The sequence below is a fragment of the Rhizobacter sp. P2_H3 genome, assembly GCF_056403355.1.
Map to the genome: position 1 here is coordinate 42,741 of NZ_JBFUFQ010000004.1, position 26,244 is coordinate 68,984.

Below are 26,244 nucleotides of genomic sequence, written 5' to 3' on the forward strand. Positions count from 1 at the left end.
TGTCCTTCAAGCCTGGTGCCAGAACGGCATGCCGAGCGTCGGTGTCGAGGCCTGCGCCGTCTGCCGTTCGCCCATCGGCGTGGCCTCGAACGCCAGCCGCCCCGCGTCGACCGCCTGCGCGAACGCGCGCGCCATGCGCACCGGGTCGCCGGCCTGCGCGACCGCGGTGTTCAGCAGCACCGCATCGAAGCCCATCTCCATCACCTGCGCCGCGTGCGACGGCCGGCCGAGCCCGGCATCGACGATCAGCACCGCATCGGGCAGCCGCGCGCGCAGCGTCTGCAGCGCATACGGGTTCTGCGGCCCCCGCCCGGTGCCGATCGGCGCGGCCCACGGCATCACCGCGGCGCAGCCGGCCTCGTGCAGGCGCTGCGCGAGCACCAGGTCGTCGGTGGTGTAGGCGAGCACCTGGAAGCCCTCGCGCACCAGCACGCGCGCGGCCTCGAGCGTGCCGAACGGGTCGGGTTGCAGCGTGTAGTCGTCGCCGATCACCTCGAGCTTGATCCACGGCGTGTCGAACAGCTCGCGCGCCATCTGCGCGAGCGTGATCGCCTCCTGCGCGTCGTGGCAGCCGGCGGTGTTCGGCAGCACGTGGCAGCCGAGCGCGCGCACGCGTTGCCAGAACGCGTTGCCGCCGCCGTGCTCCGGCTGCAAGCGGCGCAGGCCGACGGTCAGCACCTGCGTGCCGCTCGCCTGCACCGCATCGGCCAGCACCTGCGGCGACGGGTAGTGCGCGGTGCCGAGCAGCAGGCGGCTCGCCAGCGGGGTACCAGCGAGGGTCCATGAAGTCATGTCAGCCTCCGGTCACGGGTGCGATCACGTCGATGCGGTCGCCGGGCTGCAGCCTCTGCAGCGGCCACTGCGCACGCGGCACGAACTGCCGGTTGATCGCGCACGCCATCGCGGCCTGCGCGTCGTAGCCCTGCTGCTGCAGCAGTTCCGCGAGGGTGACGGCCGGCGTCTGCAGCGCGCGGCCGTTCATCGACACCTCGGTCGTCAGGTCACTCATGGCATCGTCTCCTGAAGCAGTTGGTCCACCAGCGCGGGTGCGCACAGGTAGCCGTGGCGGTACAGCCCATTGAGCTGCCAGACGCCGTCGTGCCGGCGCAGTTGCGGCCGGTGGTCGTCGAGCGCCGGGCGCAGCGCCGCATCGATGCGCAGCACCCGCGCCTCGGCGAACGCCGGGTGCAGGCTGTACAGCGCGCTGCCCAGCTCCAGCACCGAGCGCAGGCTGGGCGGGCCGGCGTCTTCCGATTCGAGCTCGGTCGCGCCGACGACGAAGCGCTGCTTCGGCCGCGGTGCCACGTAGAGCTGGTAGCGCGGGTRCATCAGCCGCACCGGCCGCTGCAGCGCGATGCCCTCGCACTCGACGCTGAGGATCTCGCCGCGCACGCCGCGCAGCCCCGGCCAGTCGGCGCGCGCGCCGAGGCCGCGTGCGTCGATCACCAGCGGCGCGCGGAACTCGCCCTGCGCGGTGCGCAGCCCGCCGGCGTGCAGCTGCTGCACCGGCTCGTCCTCGTGCCAGTGCACGCGGAAGCGGTCCAGCGCACGCGCCAGCGCGAGCAGCAGTTCGTCGTTGGCGAGCTGCCCTTCGCCGGCCAGCAACAGGCCGCGGTTGAAGCGGCCGGCGAGCGCAGGCTCATGCTCGGCGACGCCGGCCGCATCGAGCGCCTGGATCGCGTGCTGCTCCGCCGGCGCCAGCTTGTGCCGCAGCACCCGCTCGAAGTGATCGAGGCTGCCGCCATCGGCCGCATGCGCGAGCACCAGCGTGCCGGCGCGGCGGAAGTACACCGGCCGTCCGCTGTCGGCCTGCAGCGCGAGCAGCCAGTCGGGCCACAGCGCCATCGCCTGCTGCGCGAGCGCATGCACCTGCGCATCGGCCACGGCCAGCTCGGCCAGCGGCGACAGCATCGCCGCGGCCACCGCGCTGGCCGAGCGCGCATCGTCGCGCCGCGCCGCGTCGAACAGCCGCACCTGCCGCCCGGCGCGCGCAAAACGCCACGCGCACAGCCGGCCGGCCAGCCCCGCGCCGGCGATCAGCACATCGCTGTCGCTGCCGTTGTCCACGCGCATGTCAGAGATAAAGTTCGCCGCCGTGCGCGCGGAACTCCTCGGCCTTGCCGTCCAGCGCCTGGCGGATCTCGATCACCGGCTTCGCCGCCGCGTCGCGCTGCGCGAAGGCCCGCACCTCCTGGCTGATCTTCATCGAGCAGAACTTCGGGCCGCACATCGAGCAGAAGTGCGCGACCTTCGCGTTCTCCTTCGGCAGCGTCTCGTCGTGGTAGGCCATCGCGGTGTCGGGGTCGATCGCGAGGCGGAACTGGTCCTCCCAGCGGAACTCGAAGCGCGCCTTCGACACCGCGTTGTCCCACATCTGCGCGCCGGGGAAGCCCTTCGCCAGGTCGGCCGCGTGCGCGGCGATCTTGTAGGCGATCAGGCCCTGCTTCACGTCGTCGCGGTTCGGCAGGCCCAGGTGCTCCTTCGGCGTCACGTAGCACAGCATCGCGGTGCCGTACCAGCCGATGTTGGCCGCACCCATCGCCGACGCGATGTGGTCGTAGCCGGGCGAGATGTCGGTGATCAGCGGGCCGAGCGTGTAGAACGGCGCCTCGGCGCACGCCGCCAGCTGCTTGTCGACGTTCTCCTGCACCAGCTGCAGCGGCACATGGCCGGGGCCTTCGATCATCACCTGCACGTCGTGCTGCCAGGCCACCTGCGTCAGCTCGCCCAGCGTGTGCAGCTCGGCGAACTGCGCCTCGTCGTTCGCATCGGCGATCGAGCCGGGGCGCAGGCCGTCGCCGAGCGAGAAGCAGACGTCGTACGCCTTCATGATCTCGCAGATCTCGCCGAAGCGTTCGTACAGGAAGCTCTCGCGGTGGTGCGACAGGCACCACTTGGCCATGATCGAGCCGCCGCGCGAGACGATGCCGGTCAGGCGGTTCGCGGTGAGCGGCACGTGCGCGAGCCGCACGCCGGCGTGGATGGTGAAGTAGTCGACGCCCTGTTCGGCCTGCTCGATCAGCGTGTCGCGGAACAGCTCCCAGGTGAGTTCCTCGGCGCGGCCGTTCACCTTCTCCAGCGCCTGGTAGATCGGCACCGTGCCGATCGGCACCGGCGAGTTGCGCAGGATCCACTCGCGCGTCTCGTGGATGTTCTCGCCGGTCGACAGGTCCATCACCGTGTCGGCGCCCCAGCGGATCGCCCACACCAGCTTGTCGACTTCCTCCTCGATGCCCGAGGTCACTGCCGAGTTGCCGATGTTGGCGTTGACCTTCACCAGGAAGTTGCGGCCGATCACCATCGGCTCGCTCTCGGGGTGGTTGATGTTGCAGGGGATCACCGCGCGGCCGCGCGCCACCTCGCTGCGCACGAACTCGGGCGTGATGTCGTGCACGAGCGCCGCGCCGAACGGGTGGCCGCGCTGCGGCAGGCGCTCGGTCGCGAGGCGCTCGCGCAGCTGGGCCTTCACCAGGTTCTCGCGCAGTGCGATGAACTCCATCTCGGGCGTCACGATGCCGCGGCGCGCGTAGTGCATCTGCGAGACGTTGGCGCCGGGCTTCGCGCGGCGCGGGAGCGGCGGGTTGGCCATGCGCAGCGCGGCCAGCGCCGGGTCGTCGAGCCGGGTGCGGCCGTAGGCGCTGCTGATGTGCGGCAGGGCTTCGGAATCGGCGCGGTCGGCGATCCACGCACGGCGCAGTGGCGGCAGGCCGTGCGTGATGTCGATCGCGGCCTGCGGGTCGGTGTAGGGGCCCGAGGGGTCGTAGACGCGCAGCGGAGGGTTCGGCTCGCGCAGCGGCTCGCCGTGCGGCTGCTGCACCAGCGTGTCGGAGAGCGCGATCTCGCGGAACGGCACGCGCAGGTCGGGGCGGCTGCCGTCGAGGTAGACCTTGCGCGAGCCGGCGAACGGCGCGCGGGTGATGCGGCGGGAGAGCTCGTCGGTGTCGACGGAGGATGCTTGCTTGGCCATGCGGTCTCCAGAGGTGGTGTGCCTGCCTGGGAGACCGTGCCCTGCGGTGAGCAGATGCGACCGGTGGCCGAGTGCTGTTTCCTACGCGGGGATGACCCCGATCAGGTTCAACGGGTTAGGCACTGAAGCCCTCTCAGCCTTGGATTCGCATCCTCGGCACCCCGACAAGCGAGCGGATTCTAGGACAGTTGCCGGAACTGTCCCGGCGTGACGCCCATTCGCGCCCGGAACCGGTTCACCAGGTGGCTCGCGCTCGCCAGCCCGCATTGCCGCGCCACCTCGTCGAGTGGCGCCTCCGAATGCCGCAGCAGCTGCTTGGCCCGCTCGATGCGCAACCACAGCACCCAGGCGTGCGGCGCGATGCCGAACGAGGTGCGGAACATGCGCGCGAAGTGATGCTCGGAGAGCGCGGCGACGGCGGCCATCTCGCCGATCGTCAGCGGCTGGTCGAGCCGCGCCTCGGTCCAGTCGACCAGCCGCCGGCGCACGTGGGCCGACAGCCCGCCGCGCGGCGGCGCGCRGTGGCCGCGCGTGGCGTGTGCGAGCAGCAGCGCGGCCAACGCCTCGTGTCCCAGCGCATTCGCCTGCAGCCGCGCCTGCGGGTCGTGCCAGTCGAGCAGGGCCAGCGCATGAAGCGGAGCGGCCACGCCGGCGTCGGCCACGAAGGTCAGGTCGGGCACCTGCACCTCGCGCGGTTCGCGGTCGAGCAGCCGCACCGCCAGCGGCGCCAGCTGCGCCTCGTCGAAGTACAGGTGCACGAAGCTCTGCTCCTCGCGGCCCACCACCCAGCGCGATTCGTGGCCGGCCGGCATCACGCACAGCCGGCCCGGCTCGCCGCGCAGATCGGGCGCCTCGTGCCGCCAGGTGCCGTGGCCGCCGCTCAGGTACAGCGACAGCGTGTGGTGAGAGGGCCGGCTGTAGCGCGTCGCATCGGCCGCGTTGCGCCACACCGCGGCGGCCAGCCCGTCGCCCAGCACGGCGCTGCGCTGCAGCCGGGCGCGCGAGTGCGTCAGCACGTCGAACACCTCGTGGCGGGACAGGTCGGGCGGTGTGGCGGTGGCCATGGCCTCGCCACTGTAGCCGCCGCCTCGCGTGCGCGCGCGAGGCGCCCGCGACAAACCGCAGTTTTGTGCAACCAGGGTCACGCCATGCGGCCGACACTGGCGCGATGAACCTCTTCCTCTACGTGCTCACCGTGCTGATCTGGGGCACCACCTGGATCGCGCTGAAGCTGCAGCTCGGCGTGGTGCCGATCCCGTGGTCCATCGCCTACCGCTTCGCGCTGGCGGCGGCCGTGCTGTTCGCGTGGCTGGCCATCACCGGGCGGCTGAAACGGCCCGATGCCCGCGCGATGAAGCTGATCGCGGCGCAGGGCGTGTGCCTGTTCTGCCTGAACTTCATCTGCTTCCTGCACGCGAGCCGCTTCATCCCGAGCGGGCTGGTCGCGGTGCTGTTCTCCACCGCGACGGTGTGGAATGCGTTCAACGCGCGGGTCTTCCTCGGCCGGCCGCTCGCGCCGCGCGTGCTGGCCGGCAGCGCGCTCGGCATGCTGGGCCTGGCAGCACTGTTCTGGCCGGAGCTGACGCGCCACGATGCGTCGCCCGGCACGCTGACCGGCCTCGCGCTCGGGCTGGCCGGCACGCTGTGCTTCTCGGCCGGCAACATGCTGTCGACGCGCCTGCAGGCGCTGGGCCATGCGCCGGTTGTCACCAACGCGTGGGGCATGCTGATCGGCTCCACGGTGCTGGCGCTCGGCTGCGGCGTCGCCGGCGTCGGCTGGGCCTTCGATCCGTCGCCCACCTACGTCGGCGCGCTGCTGTACCTCGCGATCCCCGGCTCGGTGATCGGCTTCACCGCCTACCTCACGCTGGTGGGCCGCCTCGGGCCGGAACGCGCGGCCTACAGCACCGTGCTGTTCCCGGTGGTCGCGCTGAACGTGTCGGCCTGGGTCGAGGGCTATCAGTGGACGGCGCCGGCGCTGCTCGGGCTGGTGCTGGTGATGGCCGGCAACGTGATCGTGTTCCGCAAGCCGAAGGCGGCGCCGGCGGCCGCTGCCGTCACAGCCCCAGTTCGCTGAGCCCGGCGTGCTCGTCCGGGCGGCGGCCGAGCGGCCAGTGGAACAGGCGCTGTTCCGGCTGGATCGGCAGGTCGTTGATGCTCGCGTAGCGGCGCTCCATCAGGCCCTGCGCGTTGAACTCCCAGTTCTCGTTGCCGTAGCTGCGGAACCACTGGCCGGAATCGTCGCGGAACTCGTAGGCGAAGCGCACGCCGATGCGCGGCCCGCCGAAGGCCCACAGCTCCTTGATCAGCCGGTAGTCGAGCTCGCGCGCCCACTTGCGCTGCAGGAAGGCGCGCACCTGCTCGCGGCCGACCGGGAACTCGGCGCGGTTGCGCCAGCGCGTGTCCTCGGTGTAGACGGCGGCGACGCGGTCGGCGTCGCGGCTGTTCCAGGCGTCTTCGGCCAGGCGGACCTTCTGGCGGGCGGATTCCTCGGTGAACGGGGGCAGCGGCGGGCGGGGTGTTTCCATGGGGGCTCCTGTTTCGGGGTGTAGACAGGTCTGTCTATGTGCCGCATCTTGAGGCAGACAGATCTGTCTGTCAAACTGCGGGCCATGACGAACGCCACGGCCCCGCTCGAACCCCGCCAGCGCATCCTCGAGACCGCGATGCGCCTCTTCTACGCCGACGGCATCCGCGCGGTCGGCATCGACCGGCTGATCGCCGAATCGCAGGTGGCGAAGGCCTCGTTCTACCGGCACTTCCCGTCGAAGGACGACCTGGTGCTGGCCTTCCTGCGCTTGCGGCACGAGCGCTGGATGAACTGGTTCGCGGGCAGGCTGGAGGCGCGCTGCGCAGCCGCCGGCCCGGCGATGGAGCGTGCGGCCGAGGTGCTGCGCGAATGGTTCGAGGAGCCGGATTTCCGCGGCTGCGCCTTCATCAACACGCTGGCCGAAGGCTCGGCGCAGGGCGAGGCGATCAGCGTGGTGCAAAGCCACAAGGACGAGCTGCAGGATTGCCTGCTCGCGCTGGCGCGCCGCTGCGGCCACCCGCAGCCGGAGCGGGCGGCGGAAGATGCGCTGCTGATCGTCGAGGGCGCGATCGTGCGCGCGCACATGACGGGCGACGCCGGTGCGGCCGATGTCGCGCGCCGTCTGCTGCAGAAGTCCTGGTCGTGAACTGACACGGTGTTCCCCGTCGCTACACTGGCCCGCAGCCCGGACTGGCCGGGCACCTCACGGGAGCCGCACAGATGGTCGTCGAAGCCGAGGCACTGCGCTGTCTCCGGGTGGCGATGGGCCAGCCGGCGTCGAACTTCCGCGACGGGCAGTGGGAGGCCATCGACCACATCGTGAACCGGCGCGGCAAGGTGCTCTGCGTCCAGCGCACCGGCTGGGGCAAGAGCATGGTGTATTTCGTCGGGGCGACGTTGATGCGGGCGCAGGGCGCCGGCGTCACGCTGATCATCTCGCCGCTGCTCTCGCTGATGCGCAACCAGATCGAGGCGGCGCACCGGCTCGGCTTGAAGGCGCTCACCGTCAACTCGACCAACCGCGACGATTGGGAGGCCGTGCGCACTGAACTGCTCGCCGGCCAGGTCGACCTGCTGCTGATCTCCCCGGAACGCCTGGCCAACGACGAGTTCGTGGCCGGCACCTTGCAGCCGATTGCGGCGCGCATCGGGCTGCTGGTGATCGACGAGGCGCACTGCATCTCGGACTGGGGCCACGATTTCAGGCCCGACTACCGGCGCGTCGGGCAGGTGCTGGCCCGCCTGCCGGCCCACATCGCGGTGCTCGCCACCACGGCCACGGCCAACCGGCGCGTGGCGCAGGATGTGGCGGCCCAGCTCGGCACCGGCGTGGTGGTGCAGCGCGGGCCGCTGCTGCGCGAGAGCCTGGCGCTGCAGAACATGCGGCTGGCGGGGGCGGCAGACCGGCTGGCGTGGCTGGCCGATCGCATTCCGCAGCTGCCCGGCAGCGGCATCGTCTACACGCTGACCACGCGCGATGCCGACCGTGTCGCCGAGTGGCTGCAAGGGCGCGGGATCGATGCACGCGCGTACCACGCGGGCAAGCACGACGACGAGCGGCAGGCGATGGAGCAGGCGCTGCTGGCCAACGACATCAAATGCCTCGTCGCGACCACGGCGCTCGGCATGGGCTACGACAAGCCGGACCTGCACTTCGTCATCCACTACCAGACCCCCGGCAACGTGGTGGCCTACTACCAGCAGGTGGGCCGGGCCGGCCGGGCGATCCCCGCGGCCTGCGGCGTGCTGCTGTCGGGGGATGAGGAAGAGGACATCAACGAGTACTTCCGCGAGGCCGCGTTCCCGCCGGAGTGGCAGGTGGACCGGATCCTCGGTGCGCTGGAGGCTGCCGACGGGGGCTTGAGCGTTCGCGCGCTGGAGCGGGCCGTCAACCTGCGGCAGTCGCAGATCGAGAAGGTGCTCAAGCTGTTGGTGGTCGAGCCGGACTCGCCGGTGCTGCGCATCGATGGCGCGTGGTACCGGACCGCGCAGCCGTTCCAACTCGACAAGGCGCGCATCGCGCACCTCACGCGGCAGCGCGAGGACGAGTGGGCGCAGATGAAGCACTACCTTGCCAACGAGCGCTGCCTGATGCTGTTCCTCGCCGAGGCGCTCGACGACGCCGGGGCGTCGGCGTGCGGGCGTTGTGCCGTGTGCCTCGGCCGGCCCGTGCTGCCGATGGAGGTCGAGCGAGCCACGCTGATCGAGGCGTTGCGCTTCGTCAAGCGCAGCGAGATGCCGCTGGAGCTCAAGAAGCAGTGGGACGTCGAGGCGCTGCCGCAGTACCGGGCCGACCACGGCTGGAGCAAGCAGACCATCCCCGCGGCGCTGCGCGGCGAAGAAGGCCGGGTGCTGTCCCGCTGGGGCGAGCCGGTCTGGGGCCAGCTGGTGGCGCGGGGAAAGGCGCAGGGCCGCTTCGACGACGAGCTGGTCGAGGCGTCGGCGGACATGATCCGCCACCGGTGGCCCGCAGCGGCACGGATCAGCTGGGTGACCTGCATCCCGTCGATGCGCTACCCCGAGCTCGTGCCGGACTTCGCCAGGCGGCTTGCCGATGCGCTGGGTGTACCGTTCCGGCCGATCATGTCGAAGACACGCGAGACGCAGCCCCAGAGAGACATGGAGAACCGATTTCACCAATGCCACAACCTCGACGGCGCGTATGCCGTCGAGCCGCAGCCGGGCACGGATGGTGCCGTGCTGTTGGTCGACGATCTCGTCGATTCCGCGTGGACCCTGACGCTCGCTGCGGCGTTGCTGCGACAGACGGGCACGGCGGCGGTCTACCCGTTCGCGCTGGCCCTCACCTCGGCGAAGTAGCGACCCCATGAGTGTTCAGGGATTGAGTGCGGATGGCGAGGCGGTTCTGCTGCTGTGCGGGCGGTTCGGCGGCGAGCGGCAGGAAGCGTTCCAGCCGCTGTCGATGCGGGACTGGGCGGTGTTCGCCCCCTGGCTGAACCAGCGCGGGATGCGGCCTGCCGACCTGCTGTCCGCCGCGGCGCACGCGCAGTTGGACGGCGTGCAGGAGATCGAACTCGAGCGCCCCCGCATCGAGTTCCTGCTGGCCCGCGGAACCGCGATGGCCCTGGCCCTGGAGCGATGGAGCCGTGCCGGCCTGTGGGTGATCTCGCGAGCCGATGCCGCGTACCCGGGGGCCCTGAAGCGCCGGTTGAAGCATGCCGCGCCGCCCTTGCTGTACGGTGCGGGCCGCCCGGAGCTGCTCGACCTGGGCGGCCTCGCGATCGTCGGCTCGCGCGATGCCGGCGAGGCGGCGCTCGAGTTCGCGCGCCAGACCGCGGCCACGTGTGCCGACGAAGGGATGGTCGTCCTCTCGAGCGGTGCGCATGGTGTCGAGATGGCCGCGATGCAGAGCGCGCTGGAGGCCGGTGGCCAGGCCGTCGGCGTGCTGCCCGGCGACCTGCTCAAAGCCAGCCTCGGGCGGCTGAACCGCGGCGGCTTGCAGCAGGGCCGCCTGACCCTGGTGTCACCCTGCGCGCCGCAGGCCGGCTTCGATGACGGCCAAGCAATGGCGCACAACAAGTACCTCTGCGCGCTGGCAGACCGGACGGTGGTGATCGATGCCGAAGGCCTGCGCGATCACTTCGAGCGAGACACCTGAAGACTCAGGCGGGCACCCGCGTCATCTGCATCGTCCAGTTCGTCAGCCACTCCTCCCCATCGGGCGAGAAGGCCTGCTCCCAGCGCGCTGCATCCGGCCCCTGGCGCTGCCAGACGAAGCGTGCGTACACCTTGCGGCCGTTGTCTTCATCCTCGCCGTAGAACTCGCCGCGGTCGCCATCGAAGCCGCCGCGCACCGGCGGAAACAGGATGCCGCTGCGGTTGTGCGCCCAGTAGATCGACCATTGCCGCTTCGCGGTATCGAACAACCGCAAGGTCATGCCCGACCAGTCCTGGGTCGTGAAGTCGATCTGTTCGACGTTGGCGATGCCGCCGAGGCGCGGCTCGCACGCGAGCACCGAAGGAAACTCCTGCCAGTCGTCGCTGCCCGGCACGCGCGTCGCGAGGCGCCGGTTGAGCACCTGCCAGCGGCCGTGCAGGAAATCGAAGTCGTCCGGTTGCCCGGTGCGGTCCAGCGTGTAGCTCATCGTGTTCTCCGGTGAAAGGCGCTCAGCGCCAGGCCGAGCCGGCGGTGGGCTGCAGGCGGAACATCTCCGGTGCTGCGCGCAGCTGCGACAACCAGCGCGGCCACACCGCATCGCGCCAGATCGCCGAGGTGAACAGCCGGTCGGCGCAGTCGAGCTGGTGGACCACGCTGTCGAAGCGGCAGATCCACACGAAGGCCTCGGTGTCGGTGCGCACCGGCAGCGCCGGGAAGTCGTTGGCGGCGTGCTCGGTCTTCAGCACCGCCTGCACGTCCATGCCGGCGGCCACCAGGCAGGGCCGCACCTCGTGCTCGAAGCGCTGCACCAGCTGCGGCGTGGCCGGCGCATCGAGCCGGCACACCACGGCGAGCAGCATGCCGGGCCGTGCCGCATGGGTCGCGGCGGTCTGCACGTTGCGCAGCAGCAGCACGTTCGACGAATCCTGCATCGTCGCGTTGGCGGCGTTGCGGTGCCGCTGCCACACCGGGCCGCCGTAGAACGCGGCCAGCGCCTCGCGCCGCTCGGCCATGTTCGCGAAACCGCGCAGCCAGACGAAGTCGTCGGGTGCGTCGAGGTCGCGGAACTGGCCGAGCACGCGCATGCCGCAGTCTTCCTGTGTGTGCACGAACTCGCGGTCGAACAGCTCGATCAACGTCTCGCGCCGGCCGGGGTGCAGCGCATAGCGCCGCAGCTCGACGATGGCACAAGGGGACGGAATCGTGTCAGCAGCCGCGGCACGGGCCGGGCGCTCCAGCGTCATCACGGTCATCGGGGCATCTCCTCGTCTCTGGGGAGGGTGATGCTGCGCCGGGCATGCTGACAACCTGTGTCAGTAGAGTTCAGCAGAAATCAGCCGACCACCGTGCTGTCGCGCCCGCTCAGCTTCGCCTGGTACATCGCCTTGTCGGCCCGCTCGATCGCGGCCTGCAGCGCCTCGCCGTCGGCGCAGGTGCTCAACCCGGCCGAGAAGGTCAGCCGCAGCCCCGGCGCCACGGCGTCGAAAGGGGCCGCCGCGAGCCCGGCGCGCAACCGATCGACGCATTGCAGCGCCTGTGCCTGCGGCGTCGCCGGCAGCATCAGCAGGAACTCCTCGCCGCCCCAGCGCCCGAGCACGTCGGTGTCGCGCAGCGCGGCCTGCGCGGCGTCGGCGAAGATCTTCAGCACCCGGTCGCCGGCCGCGTGGCCGTGGTTGTCGTTGATCGGCTTGAAGTGGTCGAGGTCCATCAGCACCAGGCTCAGCGGCAGGCCGTGGTGCTTCTGCCGCACGCGCTCGGCATCGAGCAGCTCGGTCAGGTGGCGGCGGTTCACGAGGCCGGTCAGGTCGTCGCGCGTGGCCAGGTGGTGGATCTTCGCGAGCGCCTGCTGCAGCTCCGCCTGGCGCTGCCGCAGCTTCGCGCGCAGCCGGCCCATGCTGACCGCCAGCGCCGACATCGCCGTCATCAGGATCAGGCAGAAGCCGAACTGGATCGCCTCGATGTGCGGCGGGAAGCGCGCCGGGTCGGTGCGCGCCTTCCACAGCATCACGCCGCCCAGCATCGCCAGCGCCTGCGCGCCCAGCAGCCGCGCCTCGCGCGGCGACATCACGAACATGCCCCACACCAGGTTCAGCAGCATGATCGCCATCACCGCGCCGCGCAGCTGCGGGTTGATCGCATAGCCCCAGGCGGTGACCGAGATGCCGAACACCGATTGCGACATCGTCAGCGACGGGTCGTGCGACAGCCGCTCGCTGAGGCCGCTGCGCACCAGCGCGTAGAAGACGAGGATGCCGCCCAGGCTGACGACGCAGAACCAGAACGCCGGCCCCGCCTCCATCATGCCGAGCCGCACCTCGACGGCGACCACCACCGCGAACAGCGCATAGACGCACAGCGCCAGCAGCGTCAGCTTGGCGTGGCCGCGCCGCCGCTCGGTGGTACTCCACAGCAGGTCGAGCAGGCGGGACGGTGCGCGGAACATCGCGGGATTGTAGGAACGAGGCGCCGCCGGCCTGCGGCCGCCCCCCGGAGGCAGGGGGATCCGGTGTGTCGGTGCCGACACACCGCGTCATGCAGCCGCCTCTCGAGCGACTCGCCGTGCGGCGAAAATGCCGCCTGTCGGATCTCGATCGAGCGCCCGGCGTTCGCGACGAGAAAGCGCATGGGCGACAGCATGACCGACAAACGATTCTTTCCCCGCCAGGTGGTCGAGTCCGGGGGCAACCGCTGGGACTGGGCCCTGCTGCCGCTGGTGCTCGCGGTGCTGGTGCTGCTGGCCTGGGGCGGCGCGCAGATGGCGCGGCCGTACCAGCTGGGCGAGGCGCTGCCGCTCACGCTCGACCCGACCGCGCTGCCGTACTACCTGCTGCGCACCACGCTGCGCATGTTCCTCGCGCTCGGCGCGTCGCTGGTGTTCGCCTGCGTGTTCGCGGCGCTGGCGGCCAAGTACCGCGCCGCCGAGCGGGTGCTGGTGCCGCTGCTCGACATCCTGCAGTCGATCCCGATCCTCGGCTTCCTGTCGATCACCGTCACCGGCTTCATCGCGCTGTTCCCGGGCAACCTGTTCGGCGTCGAGTGCGCCGCGATCTTCGCGATCTTCACGTCGCAGGCCTGGAACATGGCCTTCAGCCTCTACCAGTCGCTGCGCACCGTGCCGCCGGAGCTGCAGGAGGCGGCGCGCGTGTTCCAGCTGTCGGGCTGGCAGCGCTTCTGGCGGCTCGAGCTGCCGTTCGCGATGCCCGGGCTGCTGTGGAACATGATGATGTCGATGTCCGGCGGCTGGTTCTTCGTGGTCGCGTCGGAGGCCATCGCGGTGTCGCAGCAGAGCATCAAGCTGCCCGGCATCGGCTCGTACATCGCCCAGGCCATCGAGCTGCGCGACCTGCACGCGATCGGCTGGGCGATCGGCGCGATGCTGGTGGGCATCGTGCTGTACGACCAGCTGTTCTTCCGGCCGCTGCTCGCATGGGCCGACAAGTTCCGCTTCGAGGAGGGCAGCAGCGAGAGTGCGCCGTCGTCGTGGCTGCTGACCTGGCTGCGCCGCACCGAGCGGCTGCAGCCGTTCGCGCTGCGCATCGGGGCGCTGTTCGCGCGCTCGCTGACGCTGTTCCGCCGCCGCCACGACGGCACTTCGATCCGGGCGCGCGCGCGGCCGGCCGGTGCGACGCTGCAGCGCGCCTGGGATGCGCTGCTGGCCGCGGCGGTGCTGATCGCGCTGTGGCACCTGCTGCGCTTCATCCACACCGAGGTCGGCTGGGCCGAGGCCGGGCATGTGCTGGTGCTGGGCTCGATCACGCTGCTGCGCGTGCTGGTGCTGACGGCGCTGGCCGCGCTGGTGTGGGTGCCGGTGGGCATCTGGATCGGCATGAACCCGCGCTGGTCGGGGCGGCTGCAGGGGGTGGCGCAGTTCCTGGCGGCGTTCCCGGCCAACCTGATGTTTCCGGTGGCGGTGCTGTTCATCGTGCGCTGGAAGCTCAACCCCGACATCTGGCTGTCGCCGCTGATGGTGCTGGGCACGCAGTGGTACCTGCTGTTCAACGTGATCGCCGGCGCGAGCAGCATCCCGACCGAGCTGCGCTATGCGGCGCAGAACCTGGGCCTGTCGGGCTGGCTGCGCTGGCGCCGCTACCTGCTGCCGGCGGTGTTCCCGAGCTTCGTCACCGGGGCCATCACCGCGAGCGGCGGCTCGTGGAACGCGAGCATCGTCGCCGAGTACGTGACCTGGGGCGACACCACGCTGCAGGCGAAGGGGCTGGGCAGCTACATCGCGCACATGACGGCGATCGGCGATTTCCCGCGCATCGCGCTGGGCATCGGCGTGATGTGCGTGTTCGTGATGGGCATGAACCACCTGGTCTGGCGGCGGCTGTACCGCCTTGCCGAAGACCGCATGCATTTTTAGGGCAGAGCATGAAGACACTGATCGAACTCAAGAACGTCGGCAAGTCGTTCCGCTCGGCCGACGGCAGCGCGCGCGCGGTGCTGGAGGGCGTGGACTTCCGGCTGGCCGAGGGCGAGATCGTCTCGCTGCTCGGTCAATCGGGCTCGGGCAAGTCGACGCTGCTGCGCATCCTGGCCGGGCTGATCCCGGTCGATGCCGGCGACGTGGCCTACCGCGGCCAGCCGCTGCACGGGCCGGCGCGCGGCATCGCGATGGTGTTCCAGTCGTTCGCGCTGTTCCCGTGGCTCACGGTGCAGCAGAACGTCGAGCTCGGCCTCGAGGCGCGCGGCATGGCGCCCGCCGAGCGCGCGGCGCGCGCGGTGGCGGCGATCCAGCTGATCGGGCTGGCGGGCTTCGAGGGTGCGCTGCCGCGCGAGCTGTCGGGCGGCATGCGCCAGCGCGTGGGCATTGCGCGGGCGCTGGTGGTGGAGCCCGAGATCCTGCTGATGGACGAAGCCTTCTCGGCGCTCGACGTGCTGACCGGCGAGCGGCTGCGCGACGAGATCCTCGCGCTGTGGACCTCGCGGCGCATGCCGACCAAGGCGATGCTGGTGGTCTCGCACAACATCCAGGAAGCGGTGCTGATGGCCGACCGCGTGCTGATCTTCGCGAGCGACCCGGGGCGGGTGCGCTGCCAGCTGGCGGTGCAGCTGCCGCGCCCGCGCGACCCGGACAGCGCCGAGGTGCGGCAGCTGGTCGACGAGGTCTACGCGCTGATGACCGCCGGCACCGGCCGCCGCCCGGCGGGCGAGCCGGCCGCGCTGCCGCTGGCGCACCGCCTGCCGCAGGCCGACGTGAGCCGCATGGACGGGCTGCTGGAGCTGCTGGCCGACGACCTGTTCGCGGGCCATGCCGACCTGCCGAAGCTCGCCGAGGAGACCGAGCTGGCCGACCACGAGCTGCTGCCGTTGACGCAGGGACTGTCGCTGCTGGGGCTCGCGCAACTGGCCGATGGCGACCTGCACCTGACGCCGCTCGGGCGCCGCTACGTGGACGGCGACCACACGCTGCGGCAGCAGCTGTTCGGGCAGCAGCTGCTGGCCGGCGTGCCGCTCGCTGCGCACATCCGGCACAGCCTGGAGCAGGAGGCGTCGGGCGAGCTGCCGCAGGAGCCGTTCCTGCGCCTGCTGAGCGACAGCCTCGACGCCGCCGAGGCCGAGCGCGTGCTGCGCACCGCGATCGAATGGGGGCGGCATGGCGAGGTGTTCGAGTACGACTACCGGACCGGGGTGATCCGGTTGCCGGAGGGGCGGCAGGAGATGACTGGTGAGTGATCAAGTCCCGCATGCGCCGTGAGGCGCATGCGGGAAGCGGTGAGAGATCATTGTCAACGCTGTCTGTCAATAGGAGAGATTGAGCGTTGCGAGTGACCGGGTACGCCTGCAGAGTCACTCACCTCAGCAGAGTCGCATTGCCCAAGCATCGGTCGGCCACCAGGGCTGCCCTTTCACGGAACTCTTCCCTACCGCGGAATTGAGTTCGCTTCGGCCGGGAGCAAGTCTCCCGCGGCTCGATTCAGCGATTGCTGTCTTCCTGTCAAGCCTTCAAGCAGTTTGTCCGCTCTTTTGCGGCAGTCCTGTCGCGACGGGTGAAGCGGCCGTTCCCGCTTCATATGAAAGTGAAGAAGACCCATGACGCTCGAAGCTCTCCTCCATCGCCTTTCGCTTGCAGGTGCGCCAGTCGCCGCTCCCTTGCAAGTTCTGCCCAACAACGTCTTGCGGCATGTCGCCGGTGGCGACGTGAAGTGCAGCGCAGGCAACTCTCCAAACTTCGTGAAATGCGAATGGAGCAAGGCGGTCTAAGACTGCCATGCGTGCCGCCCATCCAGGGCGGCACTCCTTGATCGGTCCTTGTCGGAAACAGGACAGCAAAGCAATGGCCACCATTGAGCGAGTGAATCTGAGCGGGATTCGATCGAGACTCCGCACCGTAGAGAACCCTGTACAGCCGGCCGTGATCCCTAGGCGGCTGGAAGTCATTCTGAAGGTCGCAGAGCGCTGCAACATCGCCTGTACCTATTGCTACTTCTTCGACTCGAGAAACACGGACTTCGAGAGGCGACCGCCGCTGATCTCCGTCGAGACCATCGATCACGTCGTGGCCTACCTTCTCGACGCGGCGAGAAAGCATGAGCTCCAAGTCATCCAGATCGATCTGCATGGTGGAGAGCCACTGCTGATGAAGCGAGATCGATTCGATGACATGTGCGGTCGTCTCACGCGTGCTCTTCATCAAGTGGTCGATCTGCGAATTTCGCTGCAGACGAACGGCATGCTGCTGGACGATCTCTGGATCGACCTGCTCGTCAAGCACGGCATATTCGTCGGCGTCAGTCTCGACGGACCGCGTGAAGTGCACGATCTGCACAGAGTCGACCACGATGGCCGCGGCACCTATGACCGCGTTGTCTCGGGGCTCAAGAGACTCCAGGCCCGCCTGCCCGACCGGCTGGGCGTTATCGTGGTACTGAGCCGTCATGTGGACGGAGCCGTCTTGTATCAGCACCTGGTCCATCAGCTTGGACTCAAGAACCTCCACTTCATTGCTGCGGACGAGACGCATGACAGCACCTGCATGCAGGACGGCAATACGGTGGGCGATGCCCTTTGCAGAATCTATGAGCACTGGTTGCGGGACAACGATCCGTCGATCCACATCAGGTTCGTGGACAAGTCCGTTCGCCGTCTCCTCGGCGGGAAGGGCAGGTTGGCCGAGGAGGAAGCCATCATTTCCGGATCCCTCGCGATCACCGTGGACAGCGATGGCCATGTCGGGCCTGACGATGATCTGAGAAACGTCTTACCGCACCTCTTCCGAGGGCGCTACAACGTTCAGGACTCGACATTGAATGACTTCATCGATTCCAGCGAGATACAAGACCTTGTGAAGCAGGTCGGCCGCCTCCCGCTTCAATGCACTGACTGTTGCTGGAAGAAGGTCTGCCGAGCGGGCGAGGTACTGGGCGGACCCATTCAACGCTACAGCTGCGCGCGTGCCTTTGACAATCCAAGCGTGTACTGCAAGCAAATACAAGGGCTTCTCGAGGCGGTCTGTGAATCTGCTGTGCGACGCGGCCATGCGCCGGCCAGCATTCTGGAGAGCGCTGCGTGAGAGTCGCCAGACTGATCCGGATCGCCAGCGTCATGACGCTTCTGACGGCATGGCCCGTGGCACAAGCCCAGGCACTGCTCTTCGAGCGTCCTCTTTCCCAGCAGAAGGTCCACGACGGTTTCGGCCCTGTCATCGACGTGCATGTCCATGGCCGAATCGAAAGCTTCGTTCTCGACACCGGGTCGTCGCCGAGCCTCGTTGTCTCGGCTGCCGCGTCGCGTCTGCGCAGTCGCGCCGAGGGACCGACTTGCCAGCAGCCCTTGCTGATCTGGTTCGGCGAGGAGCGTCCGACCGCCGTTCCGTGCGAGGTTATCCCGACGATCCCGGAATTCGCGGCCGCAAAGCTCGCCGGCATGTTGAGCCCGCAGCAACTGGCACCGCATGATCTCGTGGTGCTCGACTTCCCGTCGAGTCGCCTGTTCGCGCTGCACGCAGCCGTTGAGCCGTTCGATGTCTTCCGCAAGCTCTACCCCGAGCGGTCCAGCGTTCGTCTCGAGCGGGTAGGCGAATCGATTGGCGCGATGCTGGTCCGCGGTGCCTGGGGCGATCGCGCCGAGGTGCTCGTCGACATCGACACCGGCCGCCCGTACACGCAGTTCGCGAGACGTTATCTCGAAGGTGCGCCGGTCGGCGGTTCATCTGCAACGCTGTCGGCGACGGGCGAGCGCTCTTTCAACCAGCAGTCGTCGCAGGCACAGCCGCTTCGCATCGGATCGGTCGTGCTCGCACCCATCCGCATCCGCACCCGCGATGAGGCGGGCGTGGTGGCCGGCATCGTCTATGAAGGCTCGCTCGGCCGAGACGTGCTGAAGGCATGTGCCATCGGCATCCCGCCTCGTCAGGAGCGGCAGGTCTACCTGGCGTGCCGATGACCCAGGCTCAAGCCGTCTCGACCTCCACCTCCTCATCCACCTCCCCACGCGACGACAGCGCCAGCAGCCCGTGCCGCTTCAGCAGCGTGCGCAGCGTGTTGCGCGTGACGCCGAGCAGCCGCGCGGTCTGCACCTGGTTGTCGTGGCAGCGCGCGAAGCCGAGCCGCACCACCAGGGCCTCGATCGCCGCCACCAGCTGCGGATGCCTGCCGTCCATCAGCGCGTCGATGGCACGCTCCAGCGCGGCCAGCGGCTGCGCCTCGGGGGGCGGCCCCGCGGAGGGCGGTGCGGTCGAGGCGGGAGGCGAGGCGACCGCGCCCAGGAACCCGAGCGGCGAGAAGCGGCAGTCGCTCGCCCGCACGATGCCGTCGCGGCAGACGATCAGCGCGTAGTGGATGACGTTCTCCAGCTCGCGGATGTTGCCGGGCCACGCATAGGCCAGCAGCGCGCTGCGCGCCTCGGGCGACAGCTGCGTGCCGTGCAGCGACAGCTTGCCGCCGCACACCGCGATGAAGTGGCGCGCGAGCGGCAGGATATCGCCCGGGCGGTCGCGCAGCGGCGGCAGCTCGATCGTCGCGACGCTCAGCCGGAAGTACAGGTCCGCGCGAAAGTGCTGCGCCTCCACCGCCCGGTGCAGCTCGACGTTGGTCGCCGCCACCAGCCGCACGTCGAGCGGGATCGCGCGGCGCGAGCCGAGCCGCACCACCTGCCGCTCCTGCAGCACGCGTAGCAGCTTCACCTGCAGTGCGAGCGGCAGGTCGCCGATCTCGTCGAGGAACAGCGTGCCGCCGTTGGCCGCCTCGAACCAGCCGGCACGCGCCTGGTTCGCGCCGGTGAACGCGCCGGACTCGTGGCCGAACAACTCGGCATCGATCAGCGATTCGCTGAAGGCGCCGCAGTTCACCGCGATGAAGGGCCCGTCGCGCCCGCTGCGCTTGTGGATGTGGCGTGCGATCAGCTCCTTGCCGGTGCCGGTCTCGCCGACCACCAGCACGGTGGCGTCGCTGCCGGCGACGCGTTCCACCTGCTCCAGCACGGCGAGCGAGCGCGGGTCGTGGAACAGCAGCGCCTTGGCGCGGATCGAGAGCGCCAGGCTGGCGGAATCGGGCAGGGTGAGCAGGTGGTCGGCGGACATGCTGTTGGCAATGGGCTGGCAATGGGCTGACGACAATGGGCAGACAAATGACGCGATCTGCACATTAGGTGTCTTGTTCCGTGCCGTGAACGCAGCATTTCACGCTTGCATATGCGCACATCACGGCGATCGGGGTCTGCGCTGCTGCGATGTGCGCGCTGCTGTTGCCTCGCCAACAATGCGCTGGCGCGTGCTGCTGCCGGCGCAGCAGGTGCAGGGTCGAGATGCAGGCCCGCGGGTTGCATGCCGGGCCCCTTCAACTCTCCACCGATCCCCATGAAACACCTGCTTGCCACCTGCCTGCTGTCCGTCGCTGCCGTCGGCGCGAATGCCGCGTTGCGCGAGGGGGACACTGCACCGGCCTTCCGTGCCACGGCCTCGCTGGCCGGCAAGGCCTTCGACTATTCGTTGCGTGATGCATTGGCACGCGGCCCGGTGGTCGTCTACTTCTACCCGGCGGCATTCACCATCGGCTGCAGCCTGCAGGCGCACGCCTTCGCGGTGAACCTGAAGCAGTTCAGCGACGCCGGCGCCAGCATCGTCGGCGTGTCGCTGGACCGCATCGAGCGGCTCAACGAGTTCTCGGCCGATCCGGAGTCGTGTGCCGGCACGGTGGCGGTGGCCTCGGATGCCAAGGGCGCGATCGCGAAGTCTTTCGACCTGGTCGTGCAGGAGCAGAAGGCGGGCCGCAAGACCCGGCGCGGCGACGAGATCGATCACGGCCTGGCCGAGCGGACCACCTTCGTCATCAAGCCCGACGGTCGCATCGCGGCCACCTTGAGCGGGCTCTCGCCCGAGGACAACGTGGCGCGCGCGCTCGACGCGGTGCGAGCACTGAAGCGCTAGGGCGCAACCGCCGACGCCGCCGCGCGCGGCGCCGGTGGCTGGATGTGGCTGACCGCCGTGCCGCCTTCCTTTTCGTAGTCTTCCGAGCCGGTCGCGCCGGCCACCTGGTAGCCCTTGCTCGCCAGCAGGTCACCGACCGCACCTGCGCGCTGCGCATGGTTGGACACCGTCAGGATGCGCCGGTCGCGCGGCAGCCACGCGAGCTGCTTCTCGATGTCGCGGTTCTGGATGCTGAGGAACACCGGGAAGCTGCCGTACTTGATCAGTTCGTCGGGACGGCGAACGTCCAGCACCAGCACGCCGCCAGGCTGCGCCAGCAAGGCATCGACCTCGGCGCGGGCCAATCGCTGCGTCTTGTATTTCCACGGCGCGGCGGCCTGCTGCGCCGATGCGGCCAGCGCGGTGAATGCGAGGGCCGCGGCCAGCGCGGTGATCTTGAAGCTCTTCATGAAGCGGGTGTCCCTGGTGATGGTGATGAAGGTGGGAGACACCTTCATCGCAGCATTCATGCCATTGGCACCGCCGGGCTGAGTGCCCGCAACACAGCCGCGAACACGACAGCGGCGTTGCGTGCGCAGCACGCGCAACCCGCGCCCTTGCTGGCTTCGCAGCAGAACCCCGCCTGGACACGGGCATGCGCCGTGCTGTGAAGGGAGGTGGATCGACACACACGACAACCCCACGACAACCATCACCGAGGGACCCTCTCTTGATCAAGCAGTTGCTCCGACTCACGCCGATCGCCGCGGCCGCCGTCACCGTGATCGCCCATGCGGCCGATGCACCTGCCGACGCACCGGCCGCCCCCGATGCCGCCGCCTCGGCCCCCGTCGCCGACAACGAGGCGAGGGCGCTCGATGCCGTCGTCGTGCGCAGCCGCAACCGCATCGAGCGGCTGCAGGATGTGCCGCTGTCGATCTCGGTCGTGCAGGGCGCCGAACTCGAACGGCTCAGCGCCTACGGCATCGACGCCATCACGCGGCGCGCCGCCAACGTCTCGTGGAACCTCGGCAACCAGCGCACCAGCTCGCTCAGCATCCGCGGCGTCGGCAAGATCGGCCAGACCGAGGCGCAGGACCCGAGCGTCGGCGTCATCGTCGACGGCGTCAACTACGCCTACAACGCGCTCACCTCCAGCTTCAACTTCGTCGACGTCGACACCGTCGAGGTCACGCGCGGCCCGCAGGGCACGCTGCTCGGCAAGAACACCAGCCTGGGCGTCGTCAACATCACGACGCGCCGGCCGTCGTTCACGCCCACCGCCGACTACACGCTCGAGTTCCGCCAGCGCGGCGGCTTCGCCGGCACCGCGGCCGTCGGCGGCCCGGTGGTCGACGACCTGGTCGCGTGGCGCGGCACCTTCTCGGTCGACCGCGGCCAGGGCGACATCGAGAACCAGTACAACCGCGACATCACCTACACCAACACCGACCGCGTGTCGGGGCGCGTGCAGTTCCTCGTCACACCGACGAGCGACTTCAACGCGCGCCTCGCGTTCGACCTGCAACCCCGCGCCGGCGAAACCACCAACGGCCGCACCGTCTTCACGCCGACCCCGGCGACCTACGCGAACGGCTCGCCCAACACCGCCGTCGACAACGCGACGCGGCTGTCGCGCCGCTGGTTCTCGCAGAACACCGGCTACAGCGTCGGCGATTACTACGCCTTCCTCAGCAACGACAACCAGCGGCCGCTGGTCACCGGCAGCCGCGGCGCCTCGGCCGAGCTGAACTGGAAGCTCGACGGCGGCCACACGCTGACCTCGATCAGCGCGTACAAGGACTACCACTTCGACGCCGTCAACGACGAAGGCACGCCGTTCGACGTGTACCGCAACTCGGGCGGCTTCTGGAACGACTACCGCCAGGCCAGCCAGGAGCTGCGCATCAGCTCGGCGGCCGGCGGCTTCGTCGACTACCAGGGCGGGCTGTACTACATCGACGTGCACAACGAGGCCGACTACCGCCGCGCCTGGGGCAACGACGCCGGCGCCTGGTTCGCGAGCAATGCGCAATACAACCGGCTGGATGCCGACCCGGCCGGCCGCCTGCTGATGCTCAACTCGCTGGCCAACCTGGCGACCTCGTACAACTCGCCGGTCGGCGTGCAGGAGATCCGCAACAAGAGCGCCGCGGTCTTCGCACAGGCCAACTGGCACCTGAGCGAGCCGCTGACGCTGACCACCGGCCTGCGCTTCACGCGCGAGGACCGCCAGAACGCCGGGCGTTCGACCCTCAACAGCAGCGGCAGCGCGCCCGAGCTGAACCCGGATGCGGTCGGCACCGACGACGCGATCGCGCAGAAGTACTTCGGCATCCCGACCTATGCCGCGCTGAGCGCCGCACAGAAGCAGCAGGTGGCCGATGCCCGGGCGATCCGCAAGAGCCAGCTCGGCGTGCTGTTCGGCCAGACCCAGGCCGAGCCCTTCCGCAAGACGCAGCCGGCGTTCGTGATCAGCCCGTCGTACAAGGCCAGCGAGCAGCTGACGGCCTACTTCTCGTACCAGCACGGCGAGAAGGCAGGCATCTCGCAGCTCGTCAACGGCGTGTCGACGCTGGTGCAGCCGGAGAAGACCAATGCCTTCGAGGCGGGCTTCAAGTCGGCGCTGTTCGACAAGACGCTGGTGCTGAACGCCGACGTGTTCCTGATGAACATCACCGACTACCAGCAGTCGGTGCGCATCGTCGACCAGTACACCACCGCGCTGAACAACGACGGCACGTTCTACTACACCTCGGCCACCGGCAACGTACCGAAGGTGCGGGTCTCGGGGCTCGAGGTCGACGGCGTCTACGCGGGCATCGCCAACACCACGCTGCGCTTCTCCGGCGCCTACAACAAGGCGATCTACAAGGACTTCAGCAACGCCGCGCAACCGGTGGAGAACGGCTATGCCGGCGCATCGCCCTACCGCGACATCAGCGGCCAGCCGCTGGCCGGCGCGCCGAAGTACAGCGTCAACGTCGGCGGCGACTACCGCCTGCCGGTGCGGGGCGACAAGGTGTTCCACACCAGCGCCAACGTGTCGGCCAACAGCAGCTACTACTCCGACAACGCGCTGTCCGCGTACTCGGTGATCCCGAAGAGCGCCCTGGTCGACTGGGCCATCGGCGTCGGCACGCAGAACCGGAGCTTCGACGTCAGCCTGATCGTCAAGAACCTGTTCAACGACGACACGCCGCGCTCGAAGACGTGGAACRGCTATTCGCCCGCGATCCCGCGCAGCGTGGGCATCCAGTTCGCCGGCAAGTTGTAGGCGCTTCATCCACCCCCTGCAGATCGAGTACGCCCATGAAACTCAAGTTGCTTTTCGTGCTTCTCGCGATCGCCGCCAGCGCGGCCATCGCCACCGCCGCCGATGAGAAACCTGTCGCGCCAGCGGCCGCCAAGGCCTGGGCCTACACCCCGCCGCAGGCGCCGGCTGAGCCGGCGCTGAAGAACAAGCGCTGGGTGCGTACGCCGCTCGACGCCTTCGTGCTCGCGAAGCTCGAGGCCAAGGGCCTGTCGCCATCGGCCGAAGCCGACCGCGCCACCTTCATCCGTCGTGCCACGCTGGACGCCTGGGGCCTGATCCCGACGCCGGAGGAGGTCAAGGCCTTCGTCGCCGACCGCTCGCCGAAGGCCCACGAGAAGCTGGTCGACCGGTTGCTCGCGTCGCCGCGCTATGGCGAACGCCAGGGCCGGCGCTGGCTCGACCTGACGCGCTATGCCGACAGCGACGGCTACAACGCCGACGGCACCCGGCCCAACATCTGGCGCTACCGCGATTACGTGATCGATGCGTTCAACCGCGACAAACCCTTCGACCGCTTCGTCAAGGAGCAGCTGGCCGGCGACGAACTGTGGCCCGACAGCATCGAGGCCCAGGTGGCCACCGGTTTCCTGCGCAACTTCCCGGACGAGATCAACGCGCGCGACCTGAACCTGAAGAAGCAGGAGGTCGCCAACGACCTGACCGACACCGTCGGCTCGGTGCTGCTGGGCACCACCGTCAACTGCGCGCAGTGCCACGACCACAAGTTCGACAAGATCTCGCAGAAGGAGTACTACCAGCTGCAGGCCTTCCTGGTGAACGCGAGCTGGCGCGACGACGTGCCGGCGATCAACGGCCAGGCGCTGGCCGAGTACACCGTGAAGCGCGCGAAGTGGGAGGCGGCGACGCAGTCGATCCGCGACCAGCAGGACGCACTGCTCAAGCCCGTCATCGACAAGCTCGAAAGCGACCGGCTGTCGGGCTTCGTGCCCGAGACGCGGGTGTCGATCAGCAAGCCCGAGGCCGAGCGCAGCGCCTACGACCGCTGGATCTACCACCGCAACCTGTGGACCATGTCGGGCCGCACGCGCAACGCGGTGAACCAGCTGAAGACCAAGGACAAGGCCGGCTACGAGAAGTACCAGGCGCTGGCCGACCAGCTGAAGGCCTTCGACAACCTGAAGCCGCGCGACCCCGGCAGCATCTCGACGATGACCGAGCTGGGCCATGCCGACAGCCCGCCGACCTACGTGCTGTTCAAGGGCATCTACGACAAGAAGCTCGACGAGGTGCAGCCGGCGGTGCCGGCGCTGCTGGGCGGTGACGCGCCGGCGATCCAGCCGACCGCGAACTCGTCCGGGCGGCGCAGCGCGCTGGCCGGCTGGATCGCGAGCCCCGCCAACCCGCTGACGGCGCGTGTCTTCGTGAACCGGCAGTGGGCGCAGTTCTTCGGCACCGGCATCGTCGACAGCGTCAGCGACTTCGGCAAGATGGGCAGCAAGCCCAGCAACCCCGAGCTGCTGGACCACCTGGCGACGAGCTTCGTGAAGAACGGCTGGAGCGTGAAGGCGCTGCAGCGCGAGATCCTGCTGTCGAGCGTGTACCGCCAGGCCTCGGCCGCGCGGCCCGAGGCGCAGGCGGTGGACCCGGGCAACAAGCTGTTGTGGGCCTTCCCGCGGCAGCGGCTCGAGGCCGAGGAGATCCGCGACTCGCTGCTGGCCGCCGCCGGGCTGCTGGAAGAGAAGTTGGGCGGACCGGCGGTGTTCCCGCCGATCCCGATCAACCTCGACAACCGCAATGCGTGGCMGACCTCGGAGAACCCGCACGACCACCACCGCCGCAGCGTCTACATCTTCGTGCGCCGCAACACGCCGTACCCGCTGCTCGACACCTTCGACTGGGCCAACCCGCAGCTGGTGCACAACAAGCGCGAGGTGACGACGACCGCACCGCAGGCGCTGGCGCTGATCAACAGCGACCTGGTGTTCGAGTGGTCGAAGGCACTGGCCGGTCGCGTGATCCGCGAGGCGGGCCCGAAGGAGTCGGCGCAGATCGACCGCCTGTTCGAGATCCTCTACGCCCGCAAGCCCGACAGCGTCGAGCGCGCCAGGCTGCAGGCCTTCCTCGACAGCCAGGAGGCGCTGACGCGCCAGCAGCTGGTGCAGGGCAAGCCGCTGAACGCGCCCGAAGGCTACGGCGTGAGCCCGGTGCTGACGGCGCAGATCGACCAACTCTACAAGACGGTCTACGGGCGCAGCGCCGACCGCTACGAGAAGGCGGTGTTCGTGCAGACGCTGGCGAAGCAGCAGGAGAAGCTGAAGTCGACGGCGGCCGGCGGCGATGACGAGGACGACGACGCGAAGGCCGCCGATGCCAAGGCCGGCAAGGGTGCCAAGGCTGGCACGGGCAGGAAGGCGACGCCCGAACTGAACCCGGCGCGCGCGGCCGCCTTCGTCGACCTGGTGCACGCGGTCGCGAACTCCAACGAATTCACCTACCGATTCTGAGA

The 26,244-nt window shown here is 69.3% G+C and carries 22 protein-coding genes and 1 riboswitch; of the genes, 11 read left to right on the plus strand and 11 right to left on the minus strand.

All coding sequences use genetic code 11. The features are described from left to right. Positions 1–6: 6 nt before the first annotated feature. The 5 genes from AC1D1T_RS01510 to AC1D1T_RS01530 all read right to left on the minus strand — a co-directional run bounded on the left by AC1D1T_RS01510 (position 7) and on the right by AC1D1T_RS01530 (position 5,031). The gene (locus AC1D1T_RS01510) at positions 7–792 is read right to left on the minus strand and encodes a thiazole synthase (protein ID WP_477824708.1); all 786 of its coding nucleotides are present in this window, start codon (positions 790–792) and stop codon (positions 7–9) included. A 1-nt stretch (position 793) separates the two neighbouring features. Next, positions 794–1,009, minus strand: a complete 216-nt coding sequence (gene thiS, locus AC1D1T_RS01515) for a sulfur carrier protein ThiS (protein WP_477824709.1) — start codon at positions 1,007–1,009, stop codon at positions 794–796. After that, entirely contained in the window at positions 1,006–2,073 is a 1,068-nt protein-coding gene (locus AC1D1T_RS01520; RefSeq protein WP_477991266.1) for an FAD-dependent oxidoreductase, read from the minus strand. Before AC1D1T_RS01520 ends, thiS begins: the two co-directional genes overlap by 4 nt. 1 nt (position 2,074) lies before the next feature. Next, complete coding sequence (thiC, locus tag AC1D1T_RS01525; protein WP_477824711.1) at positions 2,075–3,967, minus strand: phosphomethylpyrimidine synthase ThiC; 1,893 nt, start codon at positions 3,965–3,967, stop codon at positions 2,075–2,077. Between the two features lie 61 nt (positions 3,968–4,028). Next, positions 4,029–4,141, minus strand: a riboswitch (TPP riboswitch). A 5-nt stretch (positions 4,142–4,146) separates the two neighbouring features. Continuing rightward, positions 4,147–5,031 (minus strand): helix-turn-helix domain-containing protein, encoded by an 885-nt coding sequence (locus tag AC1D1T_RS01530; RefSeq protein WP_477991268.1) that lies wholly within the window; start codon positions 5,029–5,031, stop codon positions 4,147–4,149. Between the two features lie 104 nt (positions 5,032–5,135). On the opposite strand from AC1D1T_RS01530, the gene AC1D1T_RS01535 reads away from it, so the two are divergent. Then, positions 5,136–6,044 carry a DMT family transporter gene (locus tag AC1D1T_RS01535; protein ID WP_477824712.1) on the plus strand — a complete coding sequence of 303 codons (909 nt, stop codon included), beginning with the start codon at positions 5,136–5,138 and terminating at the stop codon, positions 6,042–6,044. Here the strand turns inward: AC1D1T_RS01535 and AC1D1T_RS01540 are convergent. Next, a complete protein-coding gene (locus AC1D1T_RS01540; protein WP_477824713.1) occupies positions 6,025–6,495 on the minus strand; it encodes a nuclear transport factor 2 family protein in 471 nt (156 codons plus the stop codon). The two genes, AC1D1T_RS01535 and AC1D1T_RS01540, sit on opposite strands and share 20 nt — an antisense overlap. Before the next feature lie 84 nt (positions 6,496–6,579). On the opposite strand from AC1D1T_RS01540, the gene AC1D1T_RS01545 reads away from it, so the two are divergent. From AC1D1T_RS01545 to AC1D1T_RS01555, 3 genes are all read left to right on the plus strand, one after another. Next, complete coding sequence (locus AC1D1T_RS01545; RefSeq protein WP_477824714.1) at positions 6,580–7,143, plus strand: TetR/AcrR family transcriptional regulator; 564 nt, start codon at positions 6,580–6,582, stop codon at positions 7,141–7,143. 74 nt (positions 7,144–7,217) lie between these two features. Beyond that, positions 7,218–9,317 carry a RecQ family ATP-dependent DNA helicase gene (locus AC1D1T_RS01550; protein ID WP_477824715.1) on the plus strand — a complete coding sequence of 700 codons (2,100 nt, stop codon included), beginning with the start codon at positions 7,218–7,220 and terminating at the stop codon, positions 9,315–9,317. A 7-nt stretch (positions 9,318–9,324) separates the two neighbouring features. Further along, positions 9,325–10,116, plus strand: a complete 792-nt coding sequence (locus tag AC1D1T_RS01555; protein WP_477824716.1) for a DNA-processing protein DprA — start codon at positions 9,325–9,327, stop codon at positions 10,114–10,116. Positions 10,117–10,120: 4 nt separating this feature from the next. Here AC1D1T_RS01555 and AC1D1T_RS01560 read toward each other — a convergent pair whose 3' ends face one another. The 3 genes from AC1D1T_RS01560 to AC1D1T_RS01570 form a co-directional block, all read right to left on the minus strand. Further along, a complete protein-coding gene (locus AC1D1T_RS01560) occupies positions 10,121–10,603 on the minus strand; it encodes a hypothetical protein (RefSeq protein ID WP_477824717.1) in 483 nt (160 codons plus the stop codon). 22 nt (positions 10,604–10,625) lie between these two features. After that, positions 10,626–11,369, minus strand: coding sequence for an NIPSNAP family protein (locus AC1D1T_RS01565; protein WP_465111600.1), 744 nt, complete (start codon positions 11,367–11,369; stop codon positions 10,626–10,628). Between the two features lie 80 nt (positions 11,370–11,449). Next, positions 11,450–12,559, minus strand: a complete 1,110-nt coding sequence (locus AC1D1T_RS01570) for a GGDEF domain-containing protein (RefSeq protein ID WP_477824718.1) — start codon at positions 12,557–12,559, stop codon at positions 11,450–11,452. Positions 12,560–12,751: 192 nt separating this feature from the next. On the opposite strand from AC1D1T_RS01570, the gene AC1D1T_RS01575 reads away from it, so the two are divergent. From AC1D1T_RS01575 to AC1D1T_RS01590, 4 genes are all read left to right on the plus strand, one after another. After that, positions 12,752–14,479 carry an ABC transporter permease gene (locus AC1D1T_RS01575; protein WP_047510820.1) on the plus strand — a complete coding sequence of 576 codons (1,728 nt, stop codon included), beginning with the start codon at positions 12,752–12,754 and terminating at the stop codon, positions 14,477–14,479. 8 nt (positions 14,480–14,487) lie between these two features. Continuing rightward, complete coding sequence (locus AC1D1T_RS01580) at positions 14,488–15,792, plus strand: ABC transporter ATP-binding protein (protein WP_477991271.1); 1,305 nt, start codon at positions 14,488–14,490, stop codon at positions 15,790–15,792. Between the two features lie 601 nt (positions 15,793–16,393). After that, positions 16,394–17,629, plus strand: coding sequence for a radical SAM protein (locus tag AC1D1T_RS01585; RefSeq protein ID WP_477824720.1), 1,236 nt, complete (start codon positions 16,394–16,396; stop codon positions 17,627–17,629). A 32-nt stretch (positions 17,630–17,661) separates the two neighbouring features. After that, positions 17,662–18,501 (plus strand): hypothetical protein, encoded by an 840-nt coding sequence (locus AC1D1T_RS01590; RefSeq protein ID WP_477838585.1) that lies wholly within the window; start codon positions 17,662–17,664, stop codon positions 18,499–18,501. Positions 18,502–18,508: 7 nt separating this feature from the next. Here the strand turns inward: AC1D1T_RS01590 and AC1D1T_RS01595 are convergent, their stop codons facing one another. Next, positions 18,509–19,636 carry a sigma-54 interaction domain-containing protein gene (locus AC1D1T_RS01595; RefSeq protein WP_477824722.1) on the minus strand — a complete coding sequence of 376 codons (1,128 nt, stop codon included), beginning with the start codon at positions 19,634–19,636 and terminating at the stop codon, positions 18,509–18,511. A 276-nt stretch (positions 19,637–19,912) separates the two neighbouring features. On the opposite strand from AC1D1T_RS01595, the gene AC1D1T_RS01600 reads away from it, so the two are divergent. Then, positions 19,913–20,482 carry a peroxiredoxin gene (locus AC1D1T_RS01600; protein WP_465111607.1) on the plus strand — a complete coding sequence of 190 codons (570 nt, stop codon included), beginning with the start codon at positions 19,913–19,915 and terminating at the stop codon, positions 20,480–20,482. Here the strand turns inward: AC1D1T_RS01600 and AC1D1T_RS01605 are convergent. Then, a complete protein-coding gene (locus AC1D1T_RS01605; RefSeq protein WP_477824723.1) occupies positions 20,479–20,979 on the minus strand; it encodes a rhodanese-like domain-containing protein in 501 nt (166 codons plus the stop codon). The genes AC1D1T_RS01600 and AC1D1T_RS01605 overlap by 4 nt on opposite strands. A gap of 212 nt (positions 20,980–21,191) precedes the next feature. Between AC1D1T_RS01605 and AC1D1T_RS01610 the strand changes: the two genes are divergently transcribed. Both AC1D1T_RS01610 and AC1D1T_RS01615 read left to right on the plus strand, forming a co-directional pair. Next, positions 21,192–23,738 carry a TonB-dependent receptor gene (locus tag AC1D1T_RS01610; RefSeq protein ID WP_477991273.1) on the plus strand — a complete coding sequence of 849 codons (2,547 nt, stop codon included), beginning with the start codon at positions 21,192–21,194 and terminating at the stop codon, positions 23,736–23,738. Positions 23,739–23,773: 35 nt separating this feature from the next. Then, a complete protein-coding gene (locus tag AC1D1T_RS01615) occupies positions 23,774–26,242 on the plus strand; it encodes a DUF1549 and DUF1553 domain-containing protein (protein WP_477991275.1) in 2,469 nt (822 codons plus the stop codon). Positions 26,243–26,244 lie beyond the last annotated feature (2 nt).

Coding starts and splice junctions, on each gene's coding strand:
- AC1D1T_RS01510 (WP_477824708.1), bottom strand. CDS start 792: ATGACTTCATGGACCCTCGCTGGTACCCCGCTGGCGAGCCGCCTGCTG.
- thiS (WP_477824709.1), bottom strand. CDS start 1,009: ATGAGTGACCTGACGACCGAGGTGTCGATGAACGGCCGCGCGCTGCAG.
- thiC (WP_477824711.1), bottom strand. CDS start 3,967: ATGGCCAAGCAAGCATCCTCCGTCGACACCGACGAGCTCTCCCGCCGC.
- AC1D1T_RS01535 (WP_477824712.1), top strand. CDS start 5,136: ATGAACCTCTTCCTCTACGTGCTCACCGTGCTGATCTGGGGCACCACC.
- AC1D1T_RS01540 (WP_477824713.1), bottom strand. CDS start 6,495: ATGGAAACACCCCGCCCGCCGCTGCCCCCGTTCACCGAGGAATCCGCC.
- AC1D1T_RS01545 (WP_477824714.1), top strand. CDS start 6,580: ATGACGAACGCCACGGCCCCGCTCGAACCCCGCCAGCGCATCCTCGAG.
- AC1D1T_RS01550 (WP_477824715.1), top strand. CDS start 7,218: ATGGTCGTCGAAGCCGAGGCACTGCGCTGTCTCCGGGTGGCGATGGGC.
- AC1D1T_RS01555 (WP_477824716.1), top strand. CDS start 9,325: ATGAGTGTTCAGGGATTGAGTGCGGATGGCGAGGCGGTTCTGCTGCTG.
- AC1D1T_RS01560 (WP_477824717.1), bottom strand. CDS start 10,603: ATGAGCTACACGCTGGACCGCACCGGGCAACCGGACGACTTCGATTTC.
- AC1D1T_RS01565 (WP_465111600.1), bottom strand. CDS start 11,369: ATGACCGTGATGACGCTGGAGCGCCCGGCCCGTGCCGCGGCTGCTGAC.
- AC1D1T_RS01570 (WP_477824718.1), bottom strand. CDS start 12,559: ATGTTCCGCGCACCGTCCCGCCTGCTCGACCTGCTGTGGAGTACCACC.
- AC1D1T_RS01575 (WP_047510820.1), top strand. CDS start 12,752: ATGACCGACAAACGATTCTTTCCCCGCCAGGTGGTCGAGTCCGGGGGC.
- AC1D1T_RS01580 (WP_477991271.1), top strand. CDS start 14,488: ATGAAGACACTGATCGAACTCAAGAACGTCGGCAAGTCGTTCCGCTCG.
- AC1D1T_RS01585 (WP_477824720.1), top strand. CDS start 16,394: ATGGCCACCATTGAGCGAGTGAATCTGAGCGGGATTCGATCGAGACTC.
- AC1D1T_RS01590 (WP_477838585.1), top strand. CDS start 17,662: ATGACGCTTCTGACGGCATGGCCCGTGGCACAAGCCCAGGCACTGCTC.
- AC1D1T_RS01595 (WP_477824722.1), bottom strand. CDS start 19,636: ATGTCCGCCGACCACCTGCTCACCCTGCCCGATTCCGCCAGCCTGGCG.
- AC1D1T_RS01600 (WP_465111607.1), top strand. CDS start 19,913: ATGAAACACCTGCTTGCCACCTGCCTGCTGTCCGTCGCTGCCGTCGGC.
- AC1D1T_RS01605 (WP_477824723.1), bottom strand. CDS start 20,979: ATGAAGGTGTCTCCCACCTTCATCACCATCACCAGGGACACCCGCTTC.